Annotated in this window: 18 protein-coding genes; 15 read left to right on the top strand and 3 right to left on the bottom strand. The window is 43.4% G+C overall.

The annotated features are described in order from the left end of the window. The first annotated feature begins 74 nt into the window (after nucleotides 1-74). From mraY to sigE, 7 genes are all read left to right on the top strand, one after another. Nucleotides 75-1,034: a phospho-N-acetylmuramoyl-pentapeptide-transferase gene (gene mraY / locus ACTNA4_RS09315; RefSeq protein WP_427805476.1), complete on the top strand. Its 960-nt coding sequence runs from the start codon at nucleotides 75-77 to the stop codon at nucleotides 1,032-1,034. A 31-nt stretch (nucleotides 1,035-1,065) separates the two neighbouring features. Then, nucleotides 1,066-2,415 carry a UDP-N-acetylmuramoyl-L-alanine--D-glutamate ligase gene (gene murD / locus ACTNA4_RS09310; protein ID WP_427805477.1) on the top strand — a complete coding sequence of 450 codons (1,350 nt, stop codon included), beginning with the start codon at nucleotides 1,066-1,068 and terminating at the stop codon, nucleotides 2,413-2,415. A gap of 48 nt (nucleotides 2,416-2,463) precedes the next feature. Further along, complete coding sequence (locus tag ACTNA4_RS09305; protein ID WP_427805675.1) at nucleotides 2,464-3,522, top strand: FtsW/RodA/SpoVE family cell cycle protein; 1,059 nt, start codon at nucleotides 2,464-2,466, stop codon at nucleotides 3,520-3,522. Between the two features lie 61 nt (nucleotides 3,523-3,583). Next, the gene (locus ACTNA4_RS09300; RefSeq protein ID WP_441029750.1) at nucleotides 3,584-4,348 is read left to right on the top strand and encodes a cell division protein FtsQ/DivIB; all 765 of its coding nucleotides are present in this window, start codon (nucleotides 3,584-3,586) and stop codon (nucleotides 4,346-4,348) included. 131 nt (nucleotides 4,349-4,479) lie between these two features. Beyond that, entirely contained in the window at nucleotides 4,480-5,682 is a 1,203-nt protein-coding gene (gene ftsZ, locus ACTNA4_RS09295) for a cell division protein FtsZ (RefSeq protein ID WP_441016951.1), read from the top strand. Between the two features lie 239 nt (nucleotides 5,683-5,921). Then, a complete protein-coding gene (locus ACTNA4_RS09290; protein ID WP_427805480.1) occupies nucleotides 5,922-6,713 on the top strand; it encodes a sigma-E processing peptidase SpoIIGA in 792 nt (263 codons plus the stop codon). 11 nt (nucleotides 6,714-6,724) lie between these two features. After that, entirely contained in the window at nucleotides 6,725-7,465 is a 741-nt protein-coding gene (gene sigE, locus ACTNA4_RS09285) for an RNA polymerase sporulation sigma factor SigE (RefSeq protein WP_427805481.1), read from the top strand. Between the two features lie 14 nt (nucleotides 7,466-7,479). Here the strand turns inward: sigE and ACTNA4_RS09280 are convergent, their stop codons facing one another. Beyond that, nucleotides 7,480-9,096, bottom strand: coding sequence for an MBL fold metallo-hydrolase RNA specificity domain-containing protein (locus ACTNA4_RS09280; RefSeq protein ID WP_441029748.1), 1,617 nt, complete (start codon nucleotides 9,094-9,096; stop codon nucleotides 7,480-7,482). A gap of 173 nt (nucleotides 9,097-9,269) precedes the next feature. Between ACTNA4_RS09280 and sigG the strand changes: the two genes are divergently transcribed. The 3 genes from sigG to ACTNA4_RS09265 all read left to right on the top strand — a co-directional run bounded on the left by sigG (nucleotide 9,270) and on the right by ACTNA4_RS09265 (nucleotide 11,085). Beyond that, the gene (sigG, locus tag ACTNA4_RS09275; RefSeq protein WP_427805483.1) at nucleotides 9,270-10,052 is read left to right on the top strand and encodes an RNA polymerase sporulation sigma factor SigG; all 783 of its coding nucleotides are present in this window, start codon (nucleotides 9,270-9,272) and stop codon (nucleotides 10,050-10,052) included. A 68-nt stretch (nucleotides 10,053-10,120) separates the two neighbouring features. After that, nucleotides 10,121-10,771 (top strand): HAD family hydrolase, encoded by a 651-nt coding sequence (locus ACTNA4_RS09270; protein ID WP_441016945.1) that lies wholly within the window; start codon nucleotides 10,121-10,123, stop codon nucleotides 10,769-10,771. 50 nt (nucleotides 10,772-10,821) lie between these two features. Then, on the top strand, nucleotides 10,822-11,085 hold the full coding sequence (locus tag ACTNA4_RS09265; protein ID WP_427805485.1) for a glyoxalase: 264 nt from the start codon (nucleotides 10,822-10,824) through the stop codon (nucleotides 11,083-11,085). 53 nt (nucleotides 11,086-11,138) lie between these two features. Here ACTNA4_RS09265 and ACTNA4_RS09260 read toward each other — a convergent pair whose 3' ends face one another. Then, nucleotides 11,139-11,570, bottom strand: a complete 432-nt coding sequence (locus tag ACTNA4_RS09260) for an FMN-binding protein (protein ID WP_427805486.1) — start codon at nucleotides 11,568-11,570, stop codon at nucleotides 11,139-11,141. Between the two features lie 152 nt (nucleotides 11,571-11,722). Here ACTNA4_RS09260 and pth point away from each other — a divergent pair, with 152 nt between their 5' ends. The 5 genes from pth (at nucleotide 11,723) to ACTNA4_RS09235 (ending at nucleotide 19,090) form a co-directional block, all read left to right on the top strand. Further along, nucleotides 11,723-12,304, top strand: a complete 582-nt coding sequence (pth, locus tag ACTNA4_RS09255) for an aminoacyl-tRNA hydrolase (RefSeq protein WP_427805487.1) — start codon at nucleotides 11,723-11,725, stop codon at nucleotides 12,302-12,304. A 38-nt stretch (nucleotides 12,305-12,342) separates the two neighbouring features. Beyond that, complete coding sequence (gene mfd, locus ACTNA4_RS09250) at nucleotides 12,343-15,708, top strand: transcription-repair coupling factor (protein WP_441029746.1); 3,366 nt, start codon at nucleotides 12,343-12,345, stop codon at nucleotides 15,706-15,708. A gap of 152 nt (nucleotides 15,709-15,860) precedes the next feature. Next, the gene (locus ACTNA4_RS09245; protein WP_427819072.1) at nucleotides 15,861-16,871 is read left to right on the top strand and encodes a SurA N-terminal domain-containing protein; all 1,011 of its coding nucleotides are present in this window, start codon (nucleotides 15,861-15,863) and stop codon (nucleotides 16,869-16,871) included. Nucleotides 16,872-17,510: 639 nt separating this feature from the next. After that, on the top strand, nucleotides 17,511-18,227 hold the full coding sequence (locus ACTNA4_RS09240) for a hypothetical protein (protein ID WP_441024595.1): 717 nt from the start codon (nucleotides 17,511-17,513) through the stop codon (nucleotides 18,225-18,227). Between the two features lie 29 nt (nucleotides 18,228-18,256). Continuing rightward, nucleotides 18,257-19,090: a PHP domain-containing protein gene (locus ACTNA4_RS09235; RefSeq protein ID WP_427819070.1), complete on the top strand. Its 834-nt coding sequence runs from the start codon at nucleotides 18,257-18,259 to the stop codon at nucleotides 19,088-19,090. Nucleotides 19,091-19,198: 108 nt separating this feature from the next. Here ACTNA4_RS09235 and ACTNA4_RS09230 read toward each other — a convergent pair whose 3' ends face one another. After that, nucleotides 19,199-20,185: a putative ABC transporter permease gene (locus ACTNA4_RS09230; protein ID WP_427805492.1), complete on the bottom strand. Its 987-nt coding sequence runs from the start codon at nucleotides 20,183-20,185 to the stop codon at nucleotides 19,199-19,201. Nucleotides 20,186-20,376 lie beyond the last annotated feature (191 nt).

Genomic DNA, 20,376 nt, shown 5'->3' with positions numbered 1-20,376 from the left:
GTCCACTTTACAAATGGAAACAGATACATTATACTAAATGCGTAGAAAAAAACGAAAGAAATAAGAGGTGCGTTATGGATTATAAGATGGTAATTCCAGTGCTGATAGCATTTGGACTGAGTGTATTGACCGGACCTATTGTGATACCGATTCTCAGAAGGCTGAAGATGGGGCAGACAGAGCGTGAGGAAGGAGTGAAGTCTCATCTTAAGAAAGCAGGAACTCCGACAATGGGAGGCGTGATCATCCTGTTCGCGATTACGATGACATCCCTGATCTATGTCAGGGAATATCCAAAAGTGATCCCGGTCCTTTTTGTGACGCTGGGGTTTGGAATGATTGGATTCCTGGATGATTATCTGAAGGTTGTACTAAAGCGTTCCGATGGCCTCATGCCGATGCAGAAAATGGCACTCCAGATTGTGGTGACTGCGATTTTTGCATTTTACATTGTTAAGGTTGCAAAGGTCCCGCTTACGATGCTGGTTCCTTTTACCGGCGGGAAATACTACTGGGATATCGGATGGCTTGCAATTCCGGTTCTGTTTTTTGCTGTTATCGGTACGGTGAACGGAGTGAATTTTACGGATGGTCTGGATGGCCTTGCATCTAGTGTGACGGTGCTTGTGGCTACATTTTTCACAGTCGTTGCGATGGGAAATAAGAGTGGAATCGAGCCGATTACCTGTGCGGTTGTCGGAGCGCTTCTTGGATTTCTACTGTTCAATGTATATCCGGCAAGTGTTTTCATGGGAGACACCGGTTCGCTGGCGCTGGGAGGTTTTGTGGCTTCGGCAGCCTATATGCTTCAGATGCCGCTGTTTATCATAATTGTCGGACTTATTTATCTGATCGAGGTGCTTTCTGTTATGATACAGGTTGCATATTTTAAGAAAACGGGTGGGAAGAGATTTTTTAAGATGGCTCCGATCCATCATCATTTTGAACTTTGCGGATGGAGTGAAACGAGAGTTGTCGCAGTATTTTCAATTGTTACGGCTATTTTATGCCTGATTGCCCTTCTGGCGCTTTAAGCGAAGAAGAAGAAAGGTAGGAGGAAGAAAGATGGATTTACAAGGGAAGAAAGTGCTTGTTTTTGGTGCAGGCATCAGTGGTACCGGCTCTTGCAGGCTGCTGGCAGATAAAGGGGCAGAAGTGATTCTTTATGATGGAAATGAGAAACTGGATGCGGCTGCTGTTGCAAATCAGACCGGTGCAAGGGTAATTCTCGGAACATTTCCCGAGGAGGAACTTGCGAGGCTTGATCTGGTGGTAATGAGTCCGGGAGTTCCGACGGATCTTCCAATCGTACTTCGGATGAAAGAAGAAGGAATTCCTGTCTGGGGAGAGATCGAACTCGCGTATGTGTGTGGAAAAGGTGAGATTCTCGGAATTACGGGAACCAATGGAAAGACGACGACGACCTCCCTCCTTGGCGAGATTATGAAGAATGCGTTTGAAAGTGTGTTTGTTGTCGGGAATATTGGCAATCCTTATACGACGGTTGCGAACGAAACGAGGGAGGATTCAGTGATCGTCGCGGAGCTGTCCAGTTTCCAGCTGGAGAGTATCCTTACATTCAGGCCGAAAGTCAGTGCGGTTCTGAACATCACGCCGGATCATCTGAACAGACACCACACGATGGAAGCTTATATTCAGGCGAAACAGGATATAGCGAAGAATCAGACCTCCGAGGATACCTGTATACTGAATTATGAAGATGAAGTTACACGTGGTATGGCGGATAAGATCGATGCTTCGGTTCTATTTTTCAGTAGTGCGCATAAATTGGAACAGGGGATTTATCTGGATGATGGTGCGATCATTTACAAACCGGATAAAGATAAGGAAGGTATTTTGATCTGCCGTACGGAGGAACTGCAGATTCTGGGCGTACACAATTATGAGAATGTAATGGCAGCTGTTGCAATGGCGGCTGTCTATGGAGTGGATCTGGATGTGATCCGCGATACAGTAAAGTCATTTAAAGGAGTAGAACACCGGATCGAGTTTGTGGCTGAGAAAGGCGGAGTTGTCTATTATAATGATTCAAAAGGAACCAATCCGGATGCGGCAATCAAGGGAATTCAGGCAATGAACCGGCCTACGGTCCTGATTGGAGGAGGTTACGATAAACAGTCTGACTTTCATGAATGGATCCGCAGCTTTGACGGAAAAGTACGTTATCTGGTTTTGATCGGCGCAACGAAGGAGCAGATACAGAGGGAAGCGGCAGAATGCGGATTTCATGACTGCATTCTGAGAGATACTTTTGAGGAGGCAATGGACACTTGTGTGGAACTTGCTAATCCCGGAGATGCAGTTCTGCTTTCTCCGGCATGTGCGAGCTGGGGAATGTTTCCGAATTATGAAGTACGCGGAGATGAATTTAAGAAATATGTGCTTGCATTATAAAAAGTGAGGAAGTGAGCCGGATTGGCGGAGAAAGAGAAAAAGAAGCGAATGGATTATACGCTTCTTGTCATAGTGTTTCTGCTGGTCGCAGTAGGCCTGGTGATTCTATACAGTACCAGCGCATACAATGGTGACGTGAAATTTCACGATTCTTTCTACTATCTGAAGAAGCAGGTGTTTGCAACGATCCTGGGGCTTGTTATGATGTTCTGGGTTGCCGGGATTGATTATCATGTATGGCAGCAGTTTGCAGCAGTCTGCTATCTGGCAGCGGTTGGGCTGTCAATTGCGGTTATGCTATTCGGAAAAGAGTATAACGGATCCAAAAGATGGTTATCTTTGGGTCCGTTTTCTTTTCAGCCTTCTGAATTTGCGAAAGTTGCGCTTATTATTTTCTTGTCATGGATCGTGACGAAACATGCAAAGACGATTGCGAAAACAGGGACTATGTTCAGAATTGTTCTCTGGATGCTCCCAATCGTGGGACTGGTCGGTACCAGTAATCTGAGTACGGCAATCATCATTCTGGGGATCGGCGTCGTACTGGTATTTGTTGCCAGCCCTCGATATGCACAGTTTGTCGGCATGGGGGTGTTGGGGTGCGCGTTTATGGGAATCTTTCTGGCTCTCGAAAGCTACCGGCTGGAACGTCTTGCAATCTGGAGAAATCCTGAAAATTATGAGAAGGGATATCAGACCCTGCAGGGGCTTTATGCCATTGGATCGGGCGGACTTTTCGGAACCGGTCTTGGAAATAGTGTCCAGAAGCTCGGGTTTGTGCCCGAAGCGCAAAATGACATGATTTTTTCTATTATATGTGAAGAACTCGGACTGGTGGGGGCGGCTTTTATCGTCTTTTTGTTCCTGATTCTGATCTGGAGATTTTTTTTGATCGCAACGCACAGCCGAGATCTTTTTGGCGCACTGATCGCATCGGGAGCGATGGCGCATATGATGATACAAGTGATTCTGAATATTGCGGTCGTTACAAATACAATACCGAATACAGGGATTACTCTTCCGTTCATCAGTTACGGAGGGACGTCCGTTGTTTTCCTTTTGATTGAAATGGGGCTTGTGCTTAGTGTGTCAAGTCTGGTAGAATGAACCTTAGGGAGGAAAATGCTGCCTGAAAAGGACAGTTGATAAATAATAAGGAGGCATTTGGATGAGTGAAGAACAGAATTACAAAAAACGACGAATCAAGAAGCGGACGATTTATGCAATCATTCTGCTGGTTATGCTGATCTGCTTTGTTATGATTGGATTTCTCCTTTTATTTCAGGTTCGAAAAATAGAAGTGGAGGGGAATCAAATTCTATCTAAGCAGGAAATTGCAGACTGGCTGCAGCAGGATGAATTTTCAACGAATTCCGTATATTTGCTCTGCAAATATCATTTTACAGATTATGAGATGCTGCCTGCGTTGGAAGAGGCCAAGGTGGGGCTTGCCAATCCATGGACGATTCGAGTTCAAGTGACGGAAAAGAAAATTGTAGGTTATATTATAGTCGGAGATGATTTCGTATATTTTGATAAGGATGGCGTGGTGCTGGCGCGAACAAAAGAATGGTGGGATGATGTGCCGTGTATCGAAGGTCTTACCGTGAGTGAAGCAGAGCTTTTCGAGGAACTTCCGGTCGGGAAGGACAACAAGAAGGTTTTTGAGCATTTGCTGGATATGAGTAACACGTTGAAGAAATATGACCTGAAGCCGGATCGGATTTTGTGCAGAGGCTCGGATTTGTATTTGTATTTTGGAAATAAATGTGCGATCATCGGTGATGAGAATCTGGCAGACAGGATTGCACAGATTCCGCCGATCCTGGAGAAACTCGGGGATCAGAAAGGGACGCTTCATCTGGAGAGATATGACGAGGATCACACGACAATCAGCTTTGAAAAAGATGTCCTACCGGAAGAAAGTGAGTAAAAAATTAGAAAAATATACAAAATTCTATTGATATTTTGGAAAAAAAACTATATTATAGTTGATATATAGCTAATCGTATATTGGACATATTGGGTGTATAATATAATAAGGAGACAAAGGAGGAGAAACTCTTGTTAGAAATTAAGACAAACGAATCAGAAGCAGCAGCAAAAATAATCGTAATTGGTGTTGGCGGCGGTGGAAATAATGCTGTGAACCGTATGATCGACGAACAGATTGCAGGTGTTGAATTTATTGCAATCAATACAGATAAGCAGGCACTTCAGCTCTGTAAGGCACCGACTCTGATGCAGATTGGAGACAAGCTTACCAAAGGACTTGGCGCGGGAGCAAAACCGGAGATCGGTGAGAAGGCAGCAGAAGAAAGTGCGGAAGAGATTTCAGCAGCACTGAAGGGTGCAGATATGGTATTTGTAACCTGTGGTATGGGAGGCGGAACCGGAACCGGTGCAACGCCTGTTGTAGCACGTATTGCGAAAGAGCAGGGAGCGCTTACTGTAGGTGTTGTTACGAAACCATTCCGTTTCGAATCAAAAACAAGAATGAACAATGCGCTTGCAGGAATTGAAAAATTAAAAGAGAATGTTGATACATTGATTGTTATCCCGAATGATAAACTTCTTGAGATCGTTGATAGACGAACAACAATGCCGGAAGCACTGAAGAAAGCAGATGAAGTCCTTCAGCAGGGTATTCAGGGTATTACCGACTTGATCAACGTACCGTCACTTATCAACCTTGACTTTGCGGATGTTCAGACTGTCATGACAGACAAAGGAATTGCACATATCGGTATCGGTCAGGGCAAAGGCGATGACAAGGCATTGGAAGCTGTTAAACAGGCTGTTGCCAGCCCGTTGCTTGAGACGACAATTGCAGGAGCTTCTCATGTAATTATCAATATTTCCGGAGACATCACTCTTATGGATGCAAGTGATGCGGCTGAATATGTACAGGATCTCGCAGGAGAAGAAGCGAATATTATCTTTGGTGCTATGTACGATGATTCTAAGTCAGATGAAGCAACGATTACCGTAATTGCGACCGGACTTCACAGTGTGGGAGGAACTGCATCCAAATTGCAGTCCAGACTGGAACATAAATCCAGTATGCTTTCAGGCGCAGGTTCTATGGGAGGAACAACGCAGGCGATGCCGAAGAACGACTATGGTATGGAGAGACCGCTTTACAATACAAGAAATTACCAGCAAGGTACCGGTAACGGAACGATGCCTCAGCTTCAGACACCGAGAAAGCCGGCAAGCAATGTAAAAGAGCAGTCTATTAAGATTCCGGATTTCTTTAAGAAATAATTTTATATTTTTGTCGAAAGACGCAACATATTTTATGTTGCGTCTTTTTTTATGCTCATTTATACGACAGCCTTTTTTGTGAAAATTTGACAAAAGTCATTCCGAGTTCCTGTGTTTAGTGGTGTCGAGTGAAAATAAGAACGCTCCTCACTGTTTGACAAAATCTGAGGGGACGATTGTCTATAATAAGGTTTGCTTGAGTACCAAATCGATTTGATTCAAAAGAAAGAGGGAAAAACGTGCAGTATGAAATATATTTAGATGTATTTTTTCTGGTCAATTTTTCGATGGATTATCTGATTCTCCTGGCGGTAAAAAGAGCATTGAAATGTACTGCCACACATGGATATGTGCTGTTGGGAGCATTTGCGGGAGCGTTTTCAGTCAGTGTTTTAATGTGTATTCCGATGTATCCGGCGGTCAAGATTCTGATTATGCATTTATTAGTGAATTCCTGTATGTTGATCGTTTCGCTGAGACCTGCATGCGTTTCGGAGTTTATCAGGGAATGGATCCTGCTTTACATTGTCAGTTTTCTGATGGGAGGAATTATGACATGGGTCAGGCCGTACATGGGTGAATTCTTTCGGGAGGGAGTACTTTGCTTTTCGATTACAGTGTGCAGCTATTATCTGCTGTGCAGAGTGATGGATTTTCTTGAGATGATGTGGAAATTCCAGGGAAGCAGATGCAAAGTGACATTATATTTCCGGGAAAGGGTTTGTACATTCCGGGCAGTAATCGATAGTGGAAATAGTCTTTGTGATACGCTGAGCTGTAAGCCAGTACATATAATTGATAAAAAAGCAATGAAAGAATTGACGGAACAGGAAAAAATACAATATATCAGATACATTCCTTATTGCACGATCCAGGAAAATGAAAGTGTATTGCCAGTATTTACCATCGATAAAATGTGCATTCATGGAAAGCGCGAGAAAATCATAGAATATCCGCTGTTCGGAATTTCGGCACAGGAACGGTTTAATGATGGAAATTATGATGTGATATTGCATCCCGAGGATTGTTAGGAGGAGTAAAATTGATGATAAAAGTTGCAGTTCCAAACCAGTTTAAATTAAAAATGGTACCCACGTTCCGGACATTTTTGTTTCCGGAGACAAAAGATGTACACTATATCGGCGGCTCGGATATTCTTCCGGCTCCGTTGGAAGCAGAGGAAGAAGCGAAGGCGATTGAAGCGCTGGGAACAGAGACGGAAGAAAAGGCAAGGAAGCTGCTGATCGAGCATAATCTGCGTCTGGTCGTCTACATTGCCAAGAAATTCGACAATACAGGAGTCGGTGTCGAGGATCTGATCTCGATCGGAACGATCGGACTTATTAAGGCAATCAACACGTTTAATCCGGATAAAAAGATCAAGCTGGCAACTTATGCCTCACGTTGCATAGAAAATGAGATTCTCATGTACCTGCGCAGAAATAATAAGACCAGGATGGAGGTTTCCATCGATGAGCCGCTGAATGTGGATTGGGATGGAAATGAGTTGCTGCTTTCCGATATTCTCGGAACAGAAGAAGATACGATCTACCGTGATATGGAAAATGAAGCGGAGAAAAAAGTGTTGTTTCGGGCCGTCAGCCGCCTTTCCAGCAGAGAGAGAACCATCGTGCAGATGAGGTTTGGCCTGGGAATGCCGGGAGGTGAGGAAAAAACGCAGAAGGAAGTGGCTGATATGCTTGGAATTTCTCAATCTTATATTTCGCGTCTGGAAAAGAAAATTATGCAGAGGCTGCGCAGAGAAATGGTGCGCTATGAATAAAAAAACAGAGATGATTAAACATCATCTCTGTCCCATTTATCTGCCAGATTTTGAATCTGGGTTTCAAATTTTGCAAGGTCTTTATTGGCGAGACCTTCGTTCTTAAGCACAACATCCATGAGACGTTTCGCTGCGGCAACCACTCGCCCGAATGCAGCAGATGCACGCTGCCTTGCAGGTTTTTCGACTGCCTTTTTGGGGATCTTGATTCCGGGGCTTAAGATGGTATCGGTTGCAAGATCTACAGCGCCTCCGGAATAAGGTGCAAATGCAGGTATGTGGAACCGGTCGGTAATAGTATGAGCAAAAGAATCCGTTACTGCATCTTCACCATGAACCACAAAAACGTGTGAGGGTTTTTTGGAGAATCCATCTAACCAGTTAAGTAGTCCGTTCATATCAGCATGACCGCTGATTCCCTGGAGAATTTCGATATGAGCATTTACTTCGATGTTCTCGCCGAACAGCTTCACGCAGTCGGCTCCTTCTACAAGCTTTCGCCCCAGAGTGCCTTCTGCCTGATATCCTACAAAAAGGACAGTGCATTCTCTTCGCCATAGATTATGCTTCAGATGGTGGCGAATACGACCTGCTTCACACATACCGGAAGCAGAGAGAATCACCTTTGGCTTATCATCAAAGTTGATTAATTTGGATTCCTCACTTGTAATGGTCGTTTTCAGCCCGGGGAAAAGGAGCGGGTTTATACCCTGATTGATGAGGGCCATAGCTTCCTCGTCGAAGCAGGAACGAGTATTCTTCTGGAATACAGTCGTGGCATCGATCGCAAGTGGGCTGTCTACATAGACCTCAAAGTTGCTGTATTCTGGAAGAAGACTTTTCTCCTTGATCTCCCGGAAGAAATACAGGAGCTCCTGAGTTCTTCCTACGGCAAATGAAGGAATCACGACATTGCCGCCACGTTCGAATGTTTCACGGAGAATCCGTGTGAGTTCGCCAATGTAATCCGGCTTCTCGGCAGCGTGGATCCGATCACCATATGTAGACTCAATGACCAGATAATCTGCATCGCTGACGTTCTGGGGATCACGGATGAGAGGCTGGTCGATATTGCCGACATCGCCCGAAAAAACGATTTTCTTTTCTACGCCATTTTCATGGATCCATATCTCTATGCAGGCGGAACCCAGTAGATGACCTATGTCTGTAAAGCGGACATCGATTCCCTCACACAGCTGAATTTTCTGATTGTAATCTACAGGAGCAAGTAGCATGATCGTATTCTGGGCATCCTGCATATCGTAGAGTGGTTCGTACATAGGGCCGCCTGAACGGCGTGCTTTTCTGTTTCTCCACTCAGCTTCGGCAACCTGGATGTGTGCACTGTCACGGAGCATAATGCTGCACAGATCTGCGGAAGCAAATGTAGAGACAATGTCGCCCTTAAATCCATTTTTTACAAGGAGAGGAAGCTTTCCTGAATGATCGATATGCGCATGAGTCAGCAACACATAATCAATCGTGGAAGGTGAAACAGGAATGTCCTGGTTCTCATAAAGGTCAGGTCCCTGTTCCAGACCACAGTCGATCAGAATATGCTTACCACAGGCTTCAAGATAATGACAGCTTCCAGTGACTTCGTGGGCGGCACCGATAAATGTTAGCTTCATAAGCTCAACCTCATTTCGTTAGAATTATTATCTTAATTATACTATAAATTCAGAAAAAATAATAGTTATTATGTCAAGGACTAATATTTTTAATATTTTATTTATAATTGTATAAATAAAATGTGTTTTGAGAAAAATTCTACTAGCTGGAAAGAGTTAGGAGGATACTTGAAATGGCATTGAATAAGGTTGAAATCTGTGGAGTAAATACAGCAAAGCTTCCGCTTCTGAATGATGAGGAAAAAGATGCCTTGTTTGCAAGAATTAAGGAAGGTGACGAGACAGCAAAAGAAGAGTATATCAAGGGAAATCTCCGCCTCGTTCTCAGTGTGATCAAACGTTTCGGAAGCACGAACGAGAATCCGGACGATCTGTTCCAGATCGGTTGTATCGGGCTAATAAAGGCAATCAATAATTTTAATCCGGAATTGGAGGTGAAATTCTCAACATATGCAGTCCCAATGATCATTGGCGAGATCCGACGCTATATGAGGGATAATAATTCAATACGGGTCAGCAGATCCTTGCGTGATACCGCTTATAAAGCGATCTATGCGAAAGAAAATTACATGAAAAGAAATATGAAAGAACCTACAGTTCAGGAAATAGCGGATGAAATTGGAATATCAAAGGAAGAAATCGTCTATGCACTGGACGCGATCCAGGCGCCGGTAAGTTTGAATGAGCCGGTCTATAATGACAGTGGAGACGCGCTCTATGTAATGGATCAGATCAGTGACAAAAAGAACAGGGAGGAAAAATGGGTGGAGGATCTTTCCCTGCAGGCGGCAATGGAACATTTGGACGAGAGAGAAAGGTATATCATTCAGCTTCGTTTTTTTGAGGGAAAAACCCAGATGGAAGTGGCACGGGAAATCCGAATCTCTCAAGCGCAGGTCAGCCGTCTGGAAAAGAATGCACTGCGTCTGATGCGTCAATATTTGAAAACAGAATAGAAAATCGAATTTTATATTGAAATTTGACAGGGTTCATACTATTATAGTCATAGAAAAGGAGAGCAGCAATGTATAAGGCATGTATTTTTGATTTAGATGGAACCCTGACAGATACTTTGGATTCCCTGTGGTATTCGGTAAATGAGACTTTGAAGCAATTGGGAGTGAAGATGATTTCACGTGAGCAGTGTCGCGGCTTTGTGGGAGACGGTGCCAGATGTCTGGTGGAACGTGCCCTTCGGGCAACCGGAGATGTGGAACTTGAAAGGATCGAAGATGCAATGCAGATATTCGGCAGAGTGTTCAGTGAAAAGTGTACGTATCATGTTGCCCCGTATGAAGGGATTCTTTCTCTTCTTGAGGAACTGAAGAGCCGTGGGCTTGCGATTGCAGTATTTACGAACAAACCGCATCAGCAGGCTGTGGACGTAGTTGAAAGTATATTCGGCAGAGGGATGTTTGACGAGATACGCGGACAGCGTGACGGATTTCCGAAGAAGCCGGATCCGGCGGGACTTTTTGAAATTACAAAAGACCTTGGAATCAAGAAAGATGAAGTAATCTATGTGGGGGATTCAGAAGTGGACGTTCAGACCGGGAAGAACGCGCAGGTTCTTACGGTCGGTGTGAACTGGGGATTCCGATCAAAAGAGATATTGGAGAGGTCAGGGGTTGATGTGACCATAGACCACGCTGATGAGCTGCTTAGATTCCTGTAATACAAAGCGCAGAATATAAGCGCGATCGAGATAAAGGGAGGGTTATCGAAATGTATGAGTATGATGAGGAGTGCCTGAGAACGTTTTTGAAGATGCAGTCACAATTATTCGATGAACCGGTGGCTGATACACTGGAAGAAGCAGAGGCATTTCTGGAGGACTGTATGGCAGTGATTGTTGACTCTGTCAGAGAAGTAAGAGAATATTTTGAGGAAAGCGGAGCCGATGTGGAAGGCATGAGCGATGAAGAGCTGGAAGATGCTTCTGAGGTATTTGAACTTCCGAACGGACAGTATCTGATTGTAGAAGGATAGTCAGAAAATAGATGTTCTTGTTATTTTCAGGTGAAAAGCCGATAAAGCCGTAGTCATGAAACTACGGCTTTTTTGAGCGCTTCGTCGATGGCATTCAGGAGGAGCTGTGAGGTGTAAGGAGTGTCGGACGGCAGTTCAATGTTTTCAAGTGATTGTGTGTCACAGATCTGTTGGGCAATCTCTTCGATTGCCGGTTGAAGAAGAGGATACATGGCAGCAACAGATTCATCCAGATTGCTGATTCGTATGGACTGGATCCGGGTCTCATCCACAGCAACTTCTACATTCAAATCGGTATTGTTCAGATGAACAGAAGAGGTATAGACACCGGGATTATATGTTTTACGGACATCGCTATGCTTGCCATTCCCAGAAGAAAACATAAAGAAAAGCAGGCATAGGATCAAAATGCCGAAAACAGCAAATACTGCTGTATAAATAATTTCTTTCATGTGCAAGACGATGATTTTGGTTTTGGAACTCATGAAAACCCCCCAAATACATTTCTTTTTGAATATCCAGTTGCATGCTGTTTAACACAATATATGAATGAATGCAGGAAAATATGCATTCTATGGCGTGACAAAAAAGAAAGTGTCTGGTATCATAAAGCAAGAAAAATGCAGAGGTGATTAAAATGTTGGTTATAGTTGGACTTGGAAACCCGGATGATAAATATCAGGGAACACGACACAATGTTGGATTTGATGTGATAGATCTGCTTGCGGAAAAATATAATATAGCTGTAGATACAAAAAAACACAGAGCGTACATTGGAAAGGGAATCATTGGCGGGCAGAAAGTGATCCTGGCAAAACCACAGACCTATATGAATCTGAGTGGGGAAAGCGTAAGAAGCCTGGTCGAGTATTACAAAGTGGATCCGGAAACGGAACTGCTGATTATTTTTGATGATATCAGCCTGGATGTGGGACAGCTCCGAATCCGTAAGAAAGGAAGTGCGGGTGGGCATAATGGAATAAAGAACATTATAGCAAATCTGGGGACTTCTGTTTTCCAGCGGATTAAAGTCGGAGTCGGAGAAAAACCGAAAGGATACGATCTGGCAGATTATGTGCTCGGCCGTTTTTCAAAAGAAGAGCGGGAATTGATAAAAGAAGGCTTTGAGTGTGCTGCGGAAGCGGTGGCTATGATCACAGCTGGAGAAATCGATCAGGCTATGAACAAGTATAACAGGAAACGTAAGGATAATGAATAAAATGATCCTTGCTTAGAAAGAATAAGGAGCAATTGGAAATGAAAGCATTTACAGCCCCTCTGAGAGAATTGGCAGAGTTTGAGGAAATATACAAAGAGAAACGGAAAAAACCGGGAATGCTGCTGCTATCAGGATGTGTGACTTCACAAAAAACTCATATGATTTATGCGCTTAGCGATGGCTGCCCTTGCACACTCATCGTTCTTTCTAATGAAGAAAAGGCAAAACAGATGTACGAGGAATACCGTTTCCTTGATGAGAATGTCTGTTATTATCCGGCAAAAGACCTGTTATTTTATCAGGCGGACATCCACGGGAAACTTCTGATCAAACAGCGTATGGAAGTCGTTCAGAGACTGATCGAATCGAATGAAGCGGGCAGTGAAGAAAAATCAGCCAGTATCATAACGACTTTTGATGCCTTGATGGATTTTCTGATGCCGATTGAAGAGATTGAAGCGTGTATTCTCACTGTAGAAAATGGAAGAGAATATAGGTTTGAAGAGCTTACCAGAAAAATTGCACAGCTGGGCTATGAGAGGGAAGTTCAGGTAGAAGGACCCGGACAGTTTGCAGTACGGGGAGGAATTCTGGATATCTATCCGTTGACGGAAGAACTGCCGATACGTATTGAATTCTGGGGAGATGAAGTGGATTCAATCCGGACTTTTGATGTGGACAGCCAGCGTTCAGTAGAGAATCTGGAACGGATTGTGATCTACCCATCTGAAGAATTGAAAAGTGACAATAATTCCGTTTCTTTCATAGATTATTTTAATGTTAAAAATACGAATTTGTTTCTTGATGAACCGGTTCGCCTAATCGAGGCGGGAACGAGAATTGAAGAAGAAGTTGTGAATGCACGAAAGATGCGCGCTCTGCCGGACAATGAGGACAGGGAAGGTACGCCGGAACCATTGTTTTATACGACAGAAGAAGTGGTTAAGAAATTAAATCATTTTTGCTCTGTCGGAATGTGTGCACTGGAGAATAAATGTAAGCCGTTTTTAGTAAAAGAACAATTCCATTTACAGACCCAGAGTGTGAATCCTTATAATAACAGTTTCGAGATGCTGACCCATGATTTAAAGCGGCTGAAGAGGAATGGATATCGAGTCATTCTGCTTTCCGGTTCGAGAACAAGGGCAAAACGTCTGGCGGAAGATCTGAGAGATTATGACCTCAGCAGTTATTATAATGAGGATCCCATGAGAGAAGTGCTTCCGGGAGAAATCATGGTATGCTATGGGCATGCCGCGGTCGGTTACGAATATTCGATGATTAAATTTGTGGTAATTTCTGAAACGGATATTTTTGGGAAAACAAAAAAGAAAAAGAAACGAAAAAGTTATGATGGACAGAAAATACAGAATTTTTCTGACCTAAAACCGGGGGATTATGTGGTTCATGAAAACCATGGACTTGGAATTTACCGGGGGATTGAGAAAATTGAAGTAGATAAAGTTACGAAAGATTATATGAAGATTTCTTATGCTGATGGAGGAAATCTTTATATTCTTGCTACACAGCTTGACCTGATTCAGAAATATGCAAGTGCAGACGCAAAGAAGCCGAAGCTGAATCGTCTTGGCGGACAGGAATGGAAGAAGACAAAGACAAGAGTAAAAGGGGCTGTACAGCAGATTGCAAAGGACCTTGTGGAACTGTATGCTGCACGTCAGGAGAAGGAAGGATTTGTCTACGAGAAGGACACGGTGTGGCAGAAAGAATTTGAGGAAATGTTCCCGTTTGAGGAGACAGAAGACCAGCTTATGGCTATTGAGGCCACGAAACGCGACATGGAAAGCCCGAAGATCATGGATCGCCTGATTTGCGGAGATGTCGGATTCGGGAAAACGGAGATCGCGATCCGGGCAGCTTTTAAGGCTGTGCAGGACGGAAAGCAGGTTGTTTACCTTGTCCCGACAACGATTCTGGCACAGCAGCATTATAATACTTTTGTGCAGAGAATGAAGGAATTCCCTGTTCGCGTAGATCTTCTCTGTCGTTTCCGTACACCGGCGGAACAGAAAAAAACTCTGACGGATCTGACGAAAGGCCAGGTCGATATCCTGATCGGAACACATCGTGTGCTGAGTAAGGATGTTCAGTTTAAGGATCTGGGGCTTCTGATTATTGATGAAGAACAGCGTTTTGGAGTACAGCACAAAGAAAAAATCAAAAAATTGAAAGAAAATGTGGATGTTCTGACACTGACTGCTACCCCGATTCCGCGAACACTTCATATGAGCCTGATCGGGATTCGTGATATGAGTGTTCTGGAAGAGGCCCCTATGGACCGGATGCCGATCCAGACCTATGTGATGGAATACAATGACGAGATGGTGCGGGAAGCCATCCAGAGAGAATTATCCAGACAGGGACAGGTGTATTATGTATATAATCGGGTCAAAGACATCGCCGATATGACAGCCAGAATCCAGGCATTGGTGCCGGAAGCAAATGTTGCGTTTGCACATGGACAGATGCGGGAACATCAGCTGGAACACATTATGTACGATTTCATTAATGGAGAGATTGACGTATTGATTTCTACAACCATCATTGAAACGGGACTGGATATTTCGAATGTAAATACCATCATTATCCACGATGCCGACCGGATGGGATTGTCCCAGCTTTATCAGCTTCGAGGGCGTGTTGGACGCTCGAATCGGATGGCATATGCTTTCCTTTTGTATAAACGGGATAAGCTTCTGAAAGAAGTGGCAGAAAAAAGGCTTGCAGCCATCCGGGAATTCACAGACCTGGGTTCCGGAGTGAAGATTGCCATGAGGGATCTGGAAATCCGAGGTGCCGGAAATCTCCTGGGTGAGGAGCAGCACGGGCACATGGAGGCAGTTGGATACGATCTCTACTGTAAAATGCTGAATGAGGCGGTTCGCCAGCAAAAAGGAGAAATTCCGGAAGATACGTATACAACGACGATCGATCTGAACATCGATGCATTTATTCCGCCGACTTATATCCCGAATGAATATCAGAAGCTGGATATTTATAAGCGAATCGCAGCCATCGAGACGGAGGAAGAACGAGAAGATATGCTGGAAGAACTGATTGACCGGTTCGGGGAACCGCCGAAAAAAGTACAGCAGCTTTTGACTATCGCACAGATCAAAGCTTTTGCGCACAGCTCTTATATTATTGCAATCGAGCAAAAAGGGGAAGATTATCAATTTACCATGTACGAGAAGGCAAAAGTATCGGCCCAGAAGATTCCGGTGCTTTTGGATAAGTATAAAGGTGCTCTCACTTTCAAAGTCGATGTAAATCCGTATTTCATATATAGGAAACTTCGGAAGACAAAGAAGGAGAAAGATGAACAGGTTCTCGAAAATGTAAAACAGATTATTGCAGATATTCATGAATTGATTGAAGAATAAAGCGTTTTCATATAGCCGGATGTCAAATAACGGATGTCAAATTTTTGTGAAAAGGATTGCCAGCTAAGGAAAAACACGGTATACTATATAAATATGCACGACGATTCTGCCCGGGAGAACGGCAGGATACGGTTAAGGAGGAAATAGTTCAGATGAAGAAGAGAGTATTGACGCTTGTACTTGCATCTGCCCTGGTGGCAGCTACAGTAGCAGGCTGCGGTAAATTAGATGGAAGTGAAGTAGTTGCAGAGGTTGGAGATGCGAAGATCACGGCAGATGTGGCGAATTTCTATGCGAGATATCAGCAGGCACAATATGAGACGTATTATGCAAGCTTTTTAGGAGAGGATATGTGGTCTGGTGAGGCAGAAGAGGGTAAGACCTATGAAGAAAGTGTGAAGGAAGGCGTTCTGGAGTCACTTGAAACTATGTATATACTGGATGCACATAAGGATGACTATGGTGTTTCCTTGACGGATGAGGAGAATGAGGCTATAGAGAAAGCGGCGAAGAGCTTTACTGAATCGAACAATCTTGAAGATAAGGATATGGTTTCCGGAGATGAAGAAACTGTGAAGAAATTCCTGGAGCTTGTTACCATTCAGGAAAAAATGCATGAAGCAATGACTGCCGATGTGGATACCGAAGTGTCCGATGAAGAGGCTGCACAGAAGAGTATGCAGTATGTATATTTCTCATTTACCAAGACAGATGACGATGGAAATTCGACCCAGCTTTCAGAAGATGAAAAGGCAGAACTGAAAGAAACGGTTGAGGCATTCCGGGAGGGAGCGGTGAACGCGGAGGATTTTGCAGCTTATGCAGAGGAGGCCGGATATACAGCATCGACTCTGACTTTTGATACATCAACTACATCACCGTCTCAACTGCTTGTGGTTGCGGCAGATTCACTGAAGGAAGGCGAGGTTACTCCTGTGGTCGAAGATACCAGCGGATATTTTGTTGCAAAGCTGACCAGTCTCCTCGACCGGGACGCAACGGATGCAAAAAAAGAATCCATCGTTTCCGAACGGAAAGAAGAGCAGTTTGATAAGCTCTGCGAAGAATGGAAAGAAGCAGACGGTGTGAAGGTTCACAAAAATGTATGGGACAAGATCAGTTTTGTAAAACGGGGCGTGACAATTAAAGATACAGATGAATAGAATGTGGAATTATAGCAGTTCAGCCGTAAGGCTGAACTGTTGTGTTTTGGTCTGGCATTTTTTGTTTTGAATGGTGGCAAGCTTTCTGAATTTACGGGGGATTGTGTAAATTCCTTTTTACAATTTTGCAATTACCTTTTCAAAATCCATAATAAGCTACTGTTCTTACGGATTATTCATCAATTCCACTCTAAGAGTTTGGAAAAATTTATGATATAATATATAATTTTGTAAAAATATAAATACATATTAAAAATGTATTGACAAATTGGGTGCAACGAGTTATTTTATAGACATAAAAGATAGATGAGGTAATAAAAACAGATAAAAAGGTTTCGGACGCTATCTTTTTAAATTAAAGAATGGAGGTACAGACCACCGAAAACATAATTTCAAAAACGGGAATCTAAGAAAGGAAGGTACAGACCACCAGAAAGGTAAATAATAATGACAGATGAAGTGAATTAAAGAGGAGTATCAAAAAACGAAGGTTGATACTCCTCTTTAATATGTTTAAATTGTAATGAGGGTTAATATTGAGTTTGTGTTAAAACAGTGAAATAGTTGCGATTATGTCTGCTTGTGTGATATAATAATCCGGTGGGAGAACGTAAATAATGATATAGGAGGACTTGTTTTATGTTTAATGAACCAATGATAAATGAGATCATTACCCAGATGAATGCAGTCGTACAGAATGGGATAGAGATACCCTTTCCAGCTCTGGTTATTTCGGCAGTTATCGGATTGATTGTATGTCTGTTCGGACTGAAGCTGGTCAGATTTGTGAACGCGATTTGCGGACTGGCTGTTGGAGCTGTACTTGGAATTCTGGTGGCATATCTGATCCAGACCGATCTGAAGATCGGTCTCGCCATTGTTGCGGCGGCAGCACTGATTCTGACGATCATGTCAGCAGTGTTCAAGAAGTTTGGAGCATTTCTGCTTTGCCTGAGCGTGGCTCTGGAGGTTGTAGGTATGTTCCAGATGCAGAATTTTACAATGCTGGCTGTCACAGGAGTTGCCGGAATTATTATTGCAGTCCTGACAATGATCTGGTTTGAACCACTTGTTATCATTGTGACATCACTGAGCGGGGGAATGGGGCTTGGAAATGCAGTTGCGCAGATGGTCGGAATTAAGAATCCTTACATTACACTGGGAATCTGTGCGGCCGGTATCGCCATCGGACTTATCGTACAATTTATGATGAAGTCCCGGGAAATCGGAAGAAGAGAAGCGCGGCATTCCAGACAGGTGAAAGAAGAGATTTCGATTGAATCGGAGATTGATCGTGCACGTTCCATTCTGGATCTCGATGATGAGGAGGAAGACGAAGACGAGTACGAGGAATAAAATTTTAAAGAAAGTCTGGTGATGTGCTCATGAAGATCGATATGCATTGTCATGTACGGGAAGGGTCGATTGACAGTAAAGTCAGTTTGGAGAAGTATATTTTAAAGCTGAAGGAAAAGGGAATTGATGGTATGCTGGTGACCGATCATGATACGTATAATGGTTACCGGTACTGGAAGAACACTTTCAAAGGGAAAAAGTATAATGATTTCGTTGTGTTAAAAGGAATTGAATATGATACGCTGGAAGCGGGGCATATTCTGATCATCATGCCTCAAGGCGTTAAGATGCGGCTTCTGGAAATGCGCGGACTTCCGCTTTCCCTACTCATTGATTTTGTGCATCATCACGGTGGAATCTGCGGTCCGGCACATCCTTGTGGAGAAAAGTATTTAAGCTTTACCAATACAAAGAAATGGCAGACGTCGCCGGAACTTCTGGAGAAATTTGACTTTGTTGAAACATTTAACGCGTGTGAACCGCCCGAATCCAATGCCGGCGCGAAACTGCTGGCGGAAAAATACAACAAACCCGGAACGGGGGGAAGCGATGCGCACAAGCTGGATTGTGTGGGAATGGCATATACGGAGTTTCCACATCCAATCAAGACGGAGCTGGATCTGATTATGCAGATCCGGAACCGGGAACCGATCAAGGCGGTTGGTGACTTTTACACAAAGACCACGAAGGACAAGATCGGTAAAGCGAATAAGCTTTTGGTGTATTCATTCTGGTTCTACAACCGTGGAGGAGCACTTCTAAAGATGCACAAACGCAAGAATAAGATTCAGGATGAGCAGCCGATCGATCCGATTGATCCGATTGAGATCCCATATCTGAAACGAATTAAAAGAGACCATTAATTGAATAATAAAAGTCCGTATCACCGGCATCGTTTCTGATAGAAAATCAATGCTGATGATACGGACTTTTATGTATAAATGAAAATCTGATTCGGAACTGCAGGTCATCTAGCGTTTGCGCAGAGAATTCAGTTTCTCGCGCAGATCGTCTAAGGATTCACTGTATTTTTTGTTTTCCATTTTCGGGAACGCTTTCAGAAGACGTTTCTGAATACCGGTAAAGTCCTCACCAAGTTCACTGTAATGCTTACGCAAGGATGCAATACGTTCTTTCAATTCGTCTGAAACCGTATCCAATGTTTCGGAAATCTCTTCGCGGCGCTCTGTGAGATTGCCCAGAATCTCTTCCTGCTTTAAAGCAAAAGAATCTTTGAATTCCATCTGTTTTGCTGCAAGGGAATCTTTGAATTCCTCCTGTTTTGCAGTAAAAGAATCTTTGAGTTCTTCCTGCTTCTCCGTAACAGAATCCTTGATCGCATCCTGGGTTTCCATCGCTGCGATCGTATTTTTGTAAATATTTTCTCCAATTTTGTCTGATATTTCATGAAGCTCATCAGCAATCTCCTGCATAGCCGCAAGACGTTTGTTCATCTTCAAGATGCCGGAAGCAGTCACATAAAGGTCTGCAAACATGCCGATCCCCAGTATGATCAGAATGATCACTCCGACGATAACAGGAATATAGAGCAACAGTTTGTGAATAACCGGATGGATGAAATCCACGATCAAAACACAGGCAACGCCCCATATAAGAGAAAACAAGAGGCATACATAGCCATTGAGATTAAGCGGCATATTCGAATAATCCCACCATTTGTTATGAAAGACCCTCTCCAGAATGAACCCGGTCAGCCATTCGAGTGCGGTTACGAGAATCGTACTGGTTATATAGAGAATGATGAGATTGGATCTGTAAGGACTAAGAAAATGGACGACCAGTGTGACTCCGATACCGTAGACCGGACAAATTGGGCCATTCAGAAATCCGCGGTTTACAAATCGATGCTCTTTCCAGGCGGCAAAAGCGACTTCCGTACACCAGCCAAGAAAGCCATAGACGAAAAAGTACAAAGCGATAAAATATAATTCCGTCATTTCAGTTTGCTCCTAACTATTTAATTTGTATGAATTACTATTATAACGCAATTATGGGGGAGATGTAAAGGAGGATTCTGTAAAGAAAAGGCTAAAATGTATTAATAGGATGATGTGAGGTGATAGGAAGATTCGGACTTTAAGAAAAAAATAAGAAGTCTAATAATTGACTTTTGGGTACCCGTATCTTA

It is taken from the genome of Bariatricus sp. HCP28S3_A7 (genome assembly GCF_052066375.1).
Lineage (GTDB): Bacteria > Bacillota > Clostridia > Lachnospirales > Lachnospiraceae > Allocoprococcus.
The sequence above is the reverse complement of the archived record's forward strand: the minus strand, read 5'-3'. Positions and strand labels throughout refer to the sequence as shown.

Excerpts from the sequence above, each read along its gene's own strand:
- mraY (WP_427805476.1), top strand. The coding sequence starts at position 75 with ATGGATTATAAGATGGTAATTCCAGTGCTGATAGCATTTGGACTGAGT.
- murD (WP_427805477.1), top strand. The coding sequence starts at position 1,066 with ATGGATTTACAAGGGAAGAAAGTGCTTGTTTTTGGTGCAGGCATCAGT.
- ACTNA4_RS09305 (WP_427805675.1), top strand. The coding sequence starts at position 2,464 with ATGGATTATACGCTTCTTGTCATAGTGTTTCTGCTGGTCGCAGTAGGC.
- ACTNA4_RS09300 (WP_441029750.1), top strand. The coding sequence starts at position 3,584 with ATGAGTGAAGAACAGAATTACAAAAAACGACGAATCAAGAAGCGGACG.
- ACTNA4_RS09280 (WP_441029748.1), bottom strand. The coding sequence starts at position 9,096 with ATGAAGCTAACATTTATCGGTGCCGCCCACGAAGTCACTGGAAGCTGT.
- sigG (WP_427805483.1), top strand. The coding sequence starts at position 9,270 with ATGGCATTGAATAAGGTTGAAATCTGTGGAGTAAATACAGCAAAGCTT.
- ACTNA4_RS09270 (WP_441016945.1), top strand. The coding sequence starts at position 10,121 with ATGTATAAGGCATGTATTTTTGATTTAGATGGAACCCTGACAGATACT.
- ACTNA4_RS09265 (WP_427805485.1), top strand. The coding sequence starts at position 10,822 with ATGTATGAGTATGATGAGGAGTGCCTGAGAACGTTTTTGAAGATGCAG.
- ACTNA4_RS09260 (WP_427805486.1), bottom strand. The coding sequence starts at position 11,570 with ATGAGTTCCAAAACCAAAATCATCGTCTTGCACATGAAAGAAATTATT.
- pth (WP_427805487.1), top strand. The coding sequence starts at position 11,723 with ATGTTGGTTATAGTTGGACTTGGAAACCCGGATGATAAATATCAGGGA.
- mfd (WP_441029746.1), top strand. The coding sequence starts at position 12,343 with ATGAAAGCATTTACAGCCCCTCTGAGAGAATTGGCAGAGTTTGAGGAA.
- ACTNA4_RS09245 (WP_427819072.1), top strand. The coding sequence starts at position 15,861 with ATGAAGAAGAGAGTATTGACGCTTGTACTTGCATCTGCCCTGGTGGCA.
- ACTNA4_RS09240 (WP_441024595.1), top strand. The coding sequence starts at position 17,511 with ATGTTTAATGAACCAATGATAAATGAGATCATTACCCAGATGAATGCA.
- ACTNA4_RS09235 (WP_427819070.1), top strand. The coding sequence starts at position 18,257 with ATGAAGATCGATATGCATTGTCATGTACGGGAAGGGTCGATTGACAGT.
- ACTNA4_RS09230 (WP_427805492.1), bottom strand. The coding sequence starts at position 20,185 with ATGACGGAATTATATTTTATCGCTTTGTACTTTTTCGTCTATGGCTTT.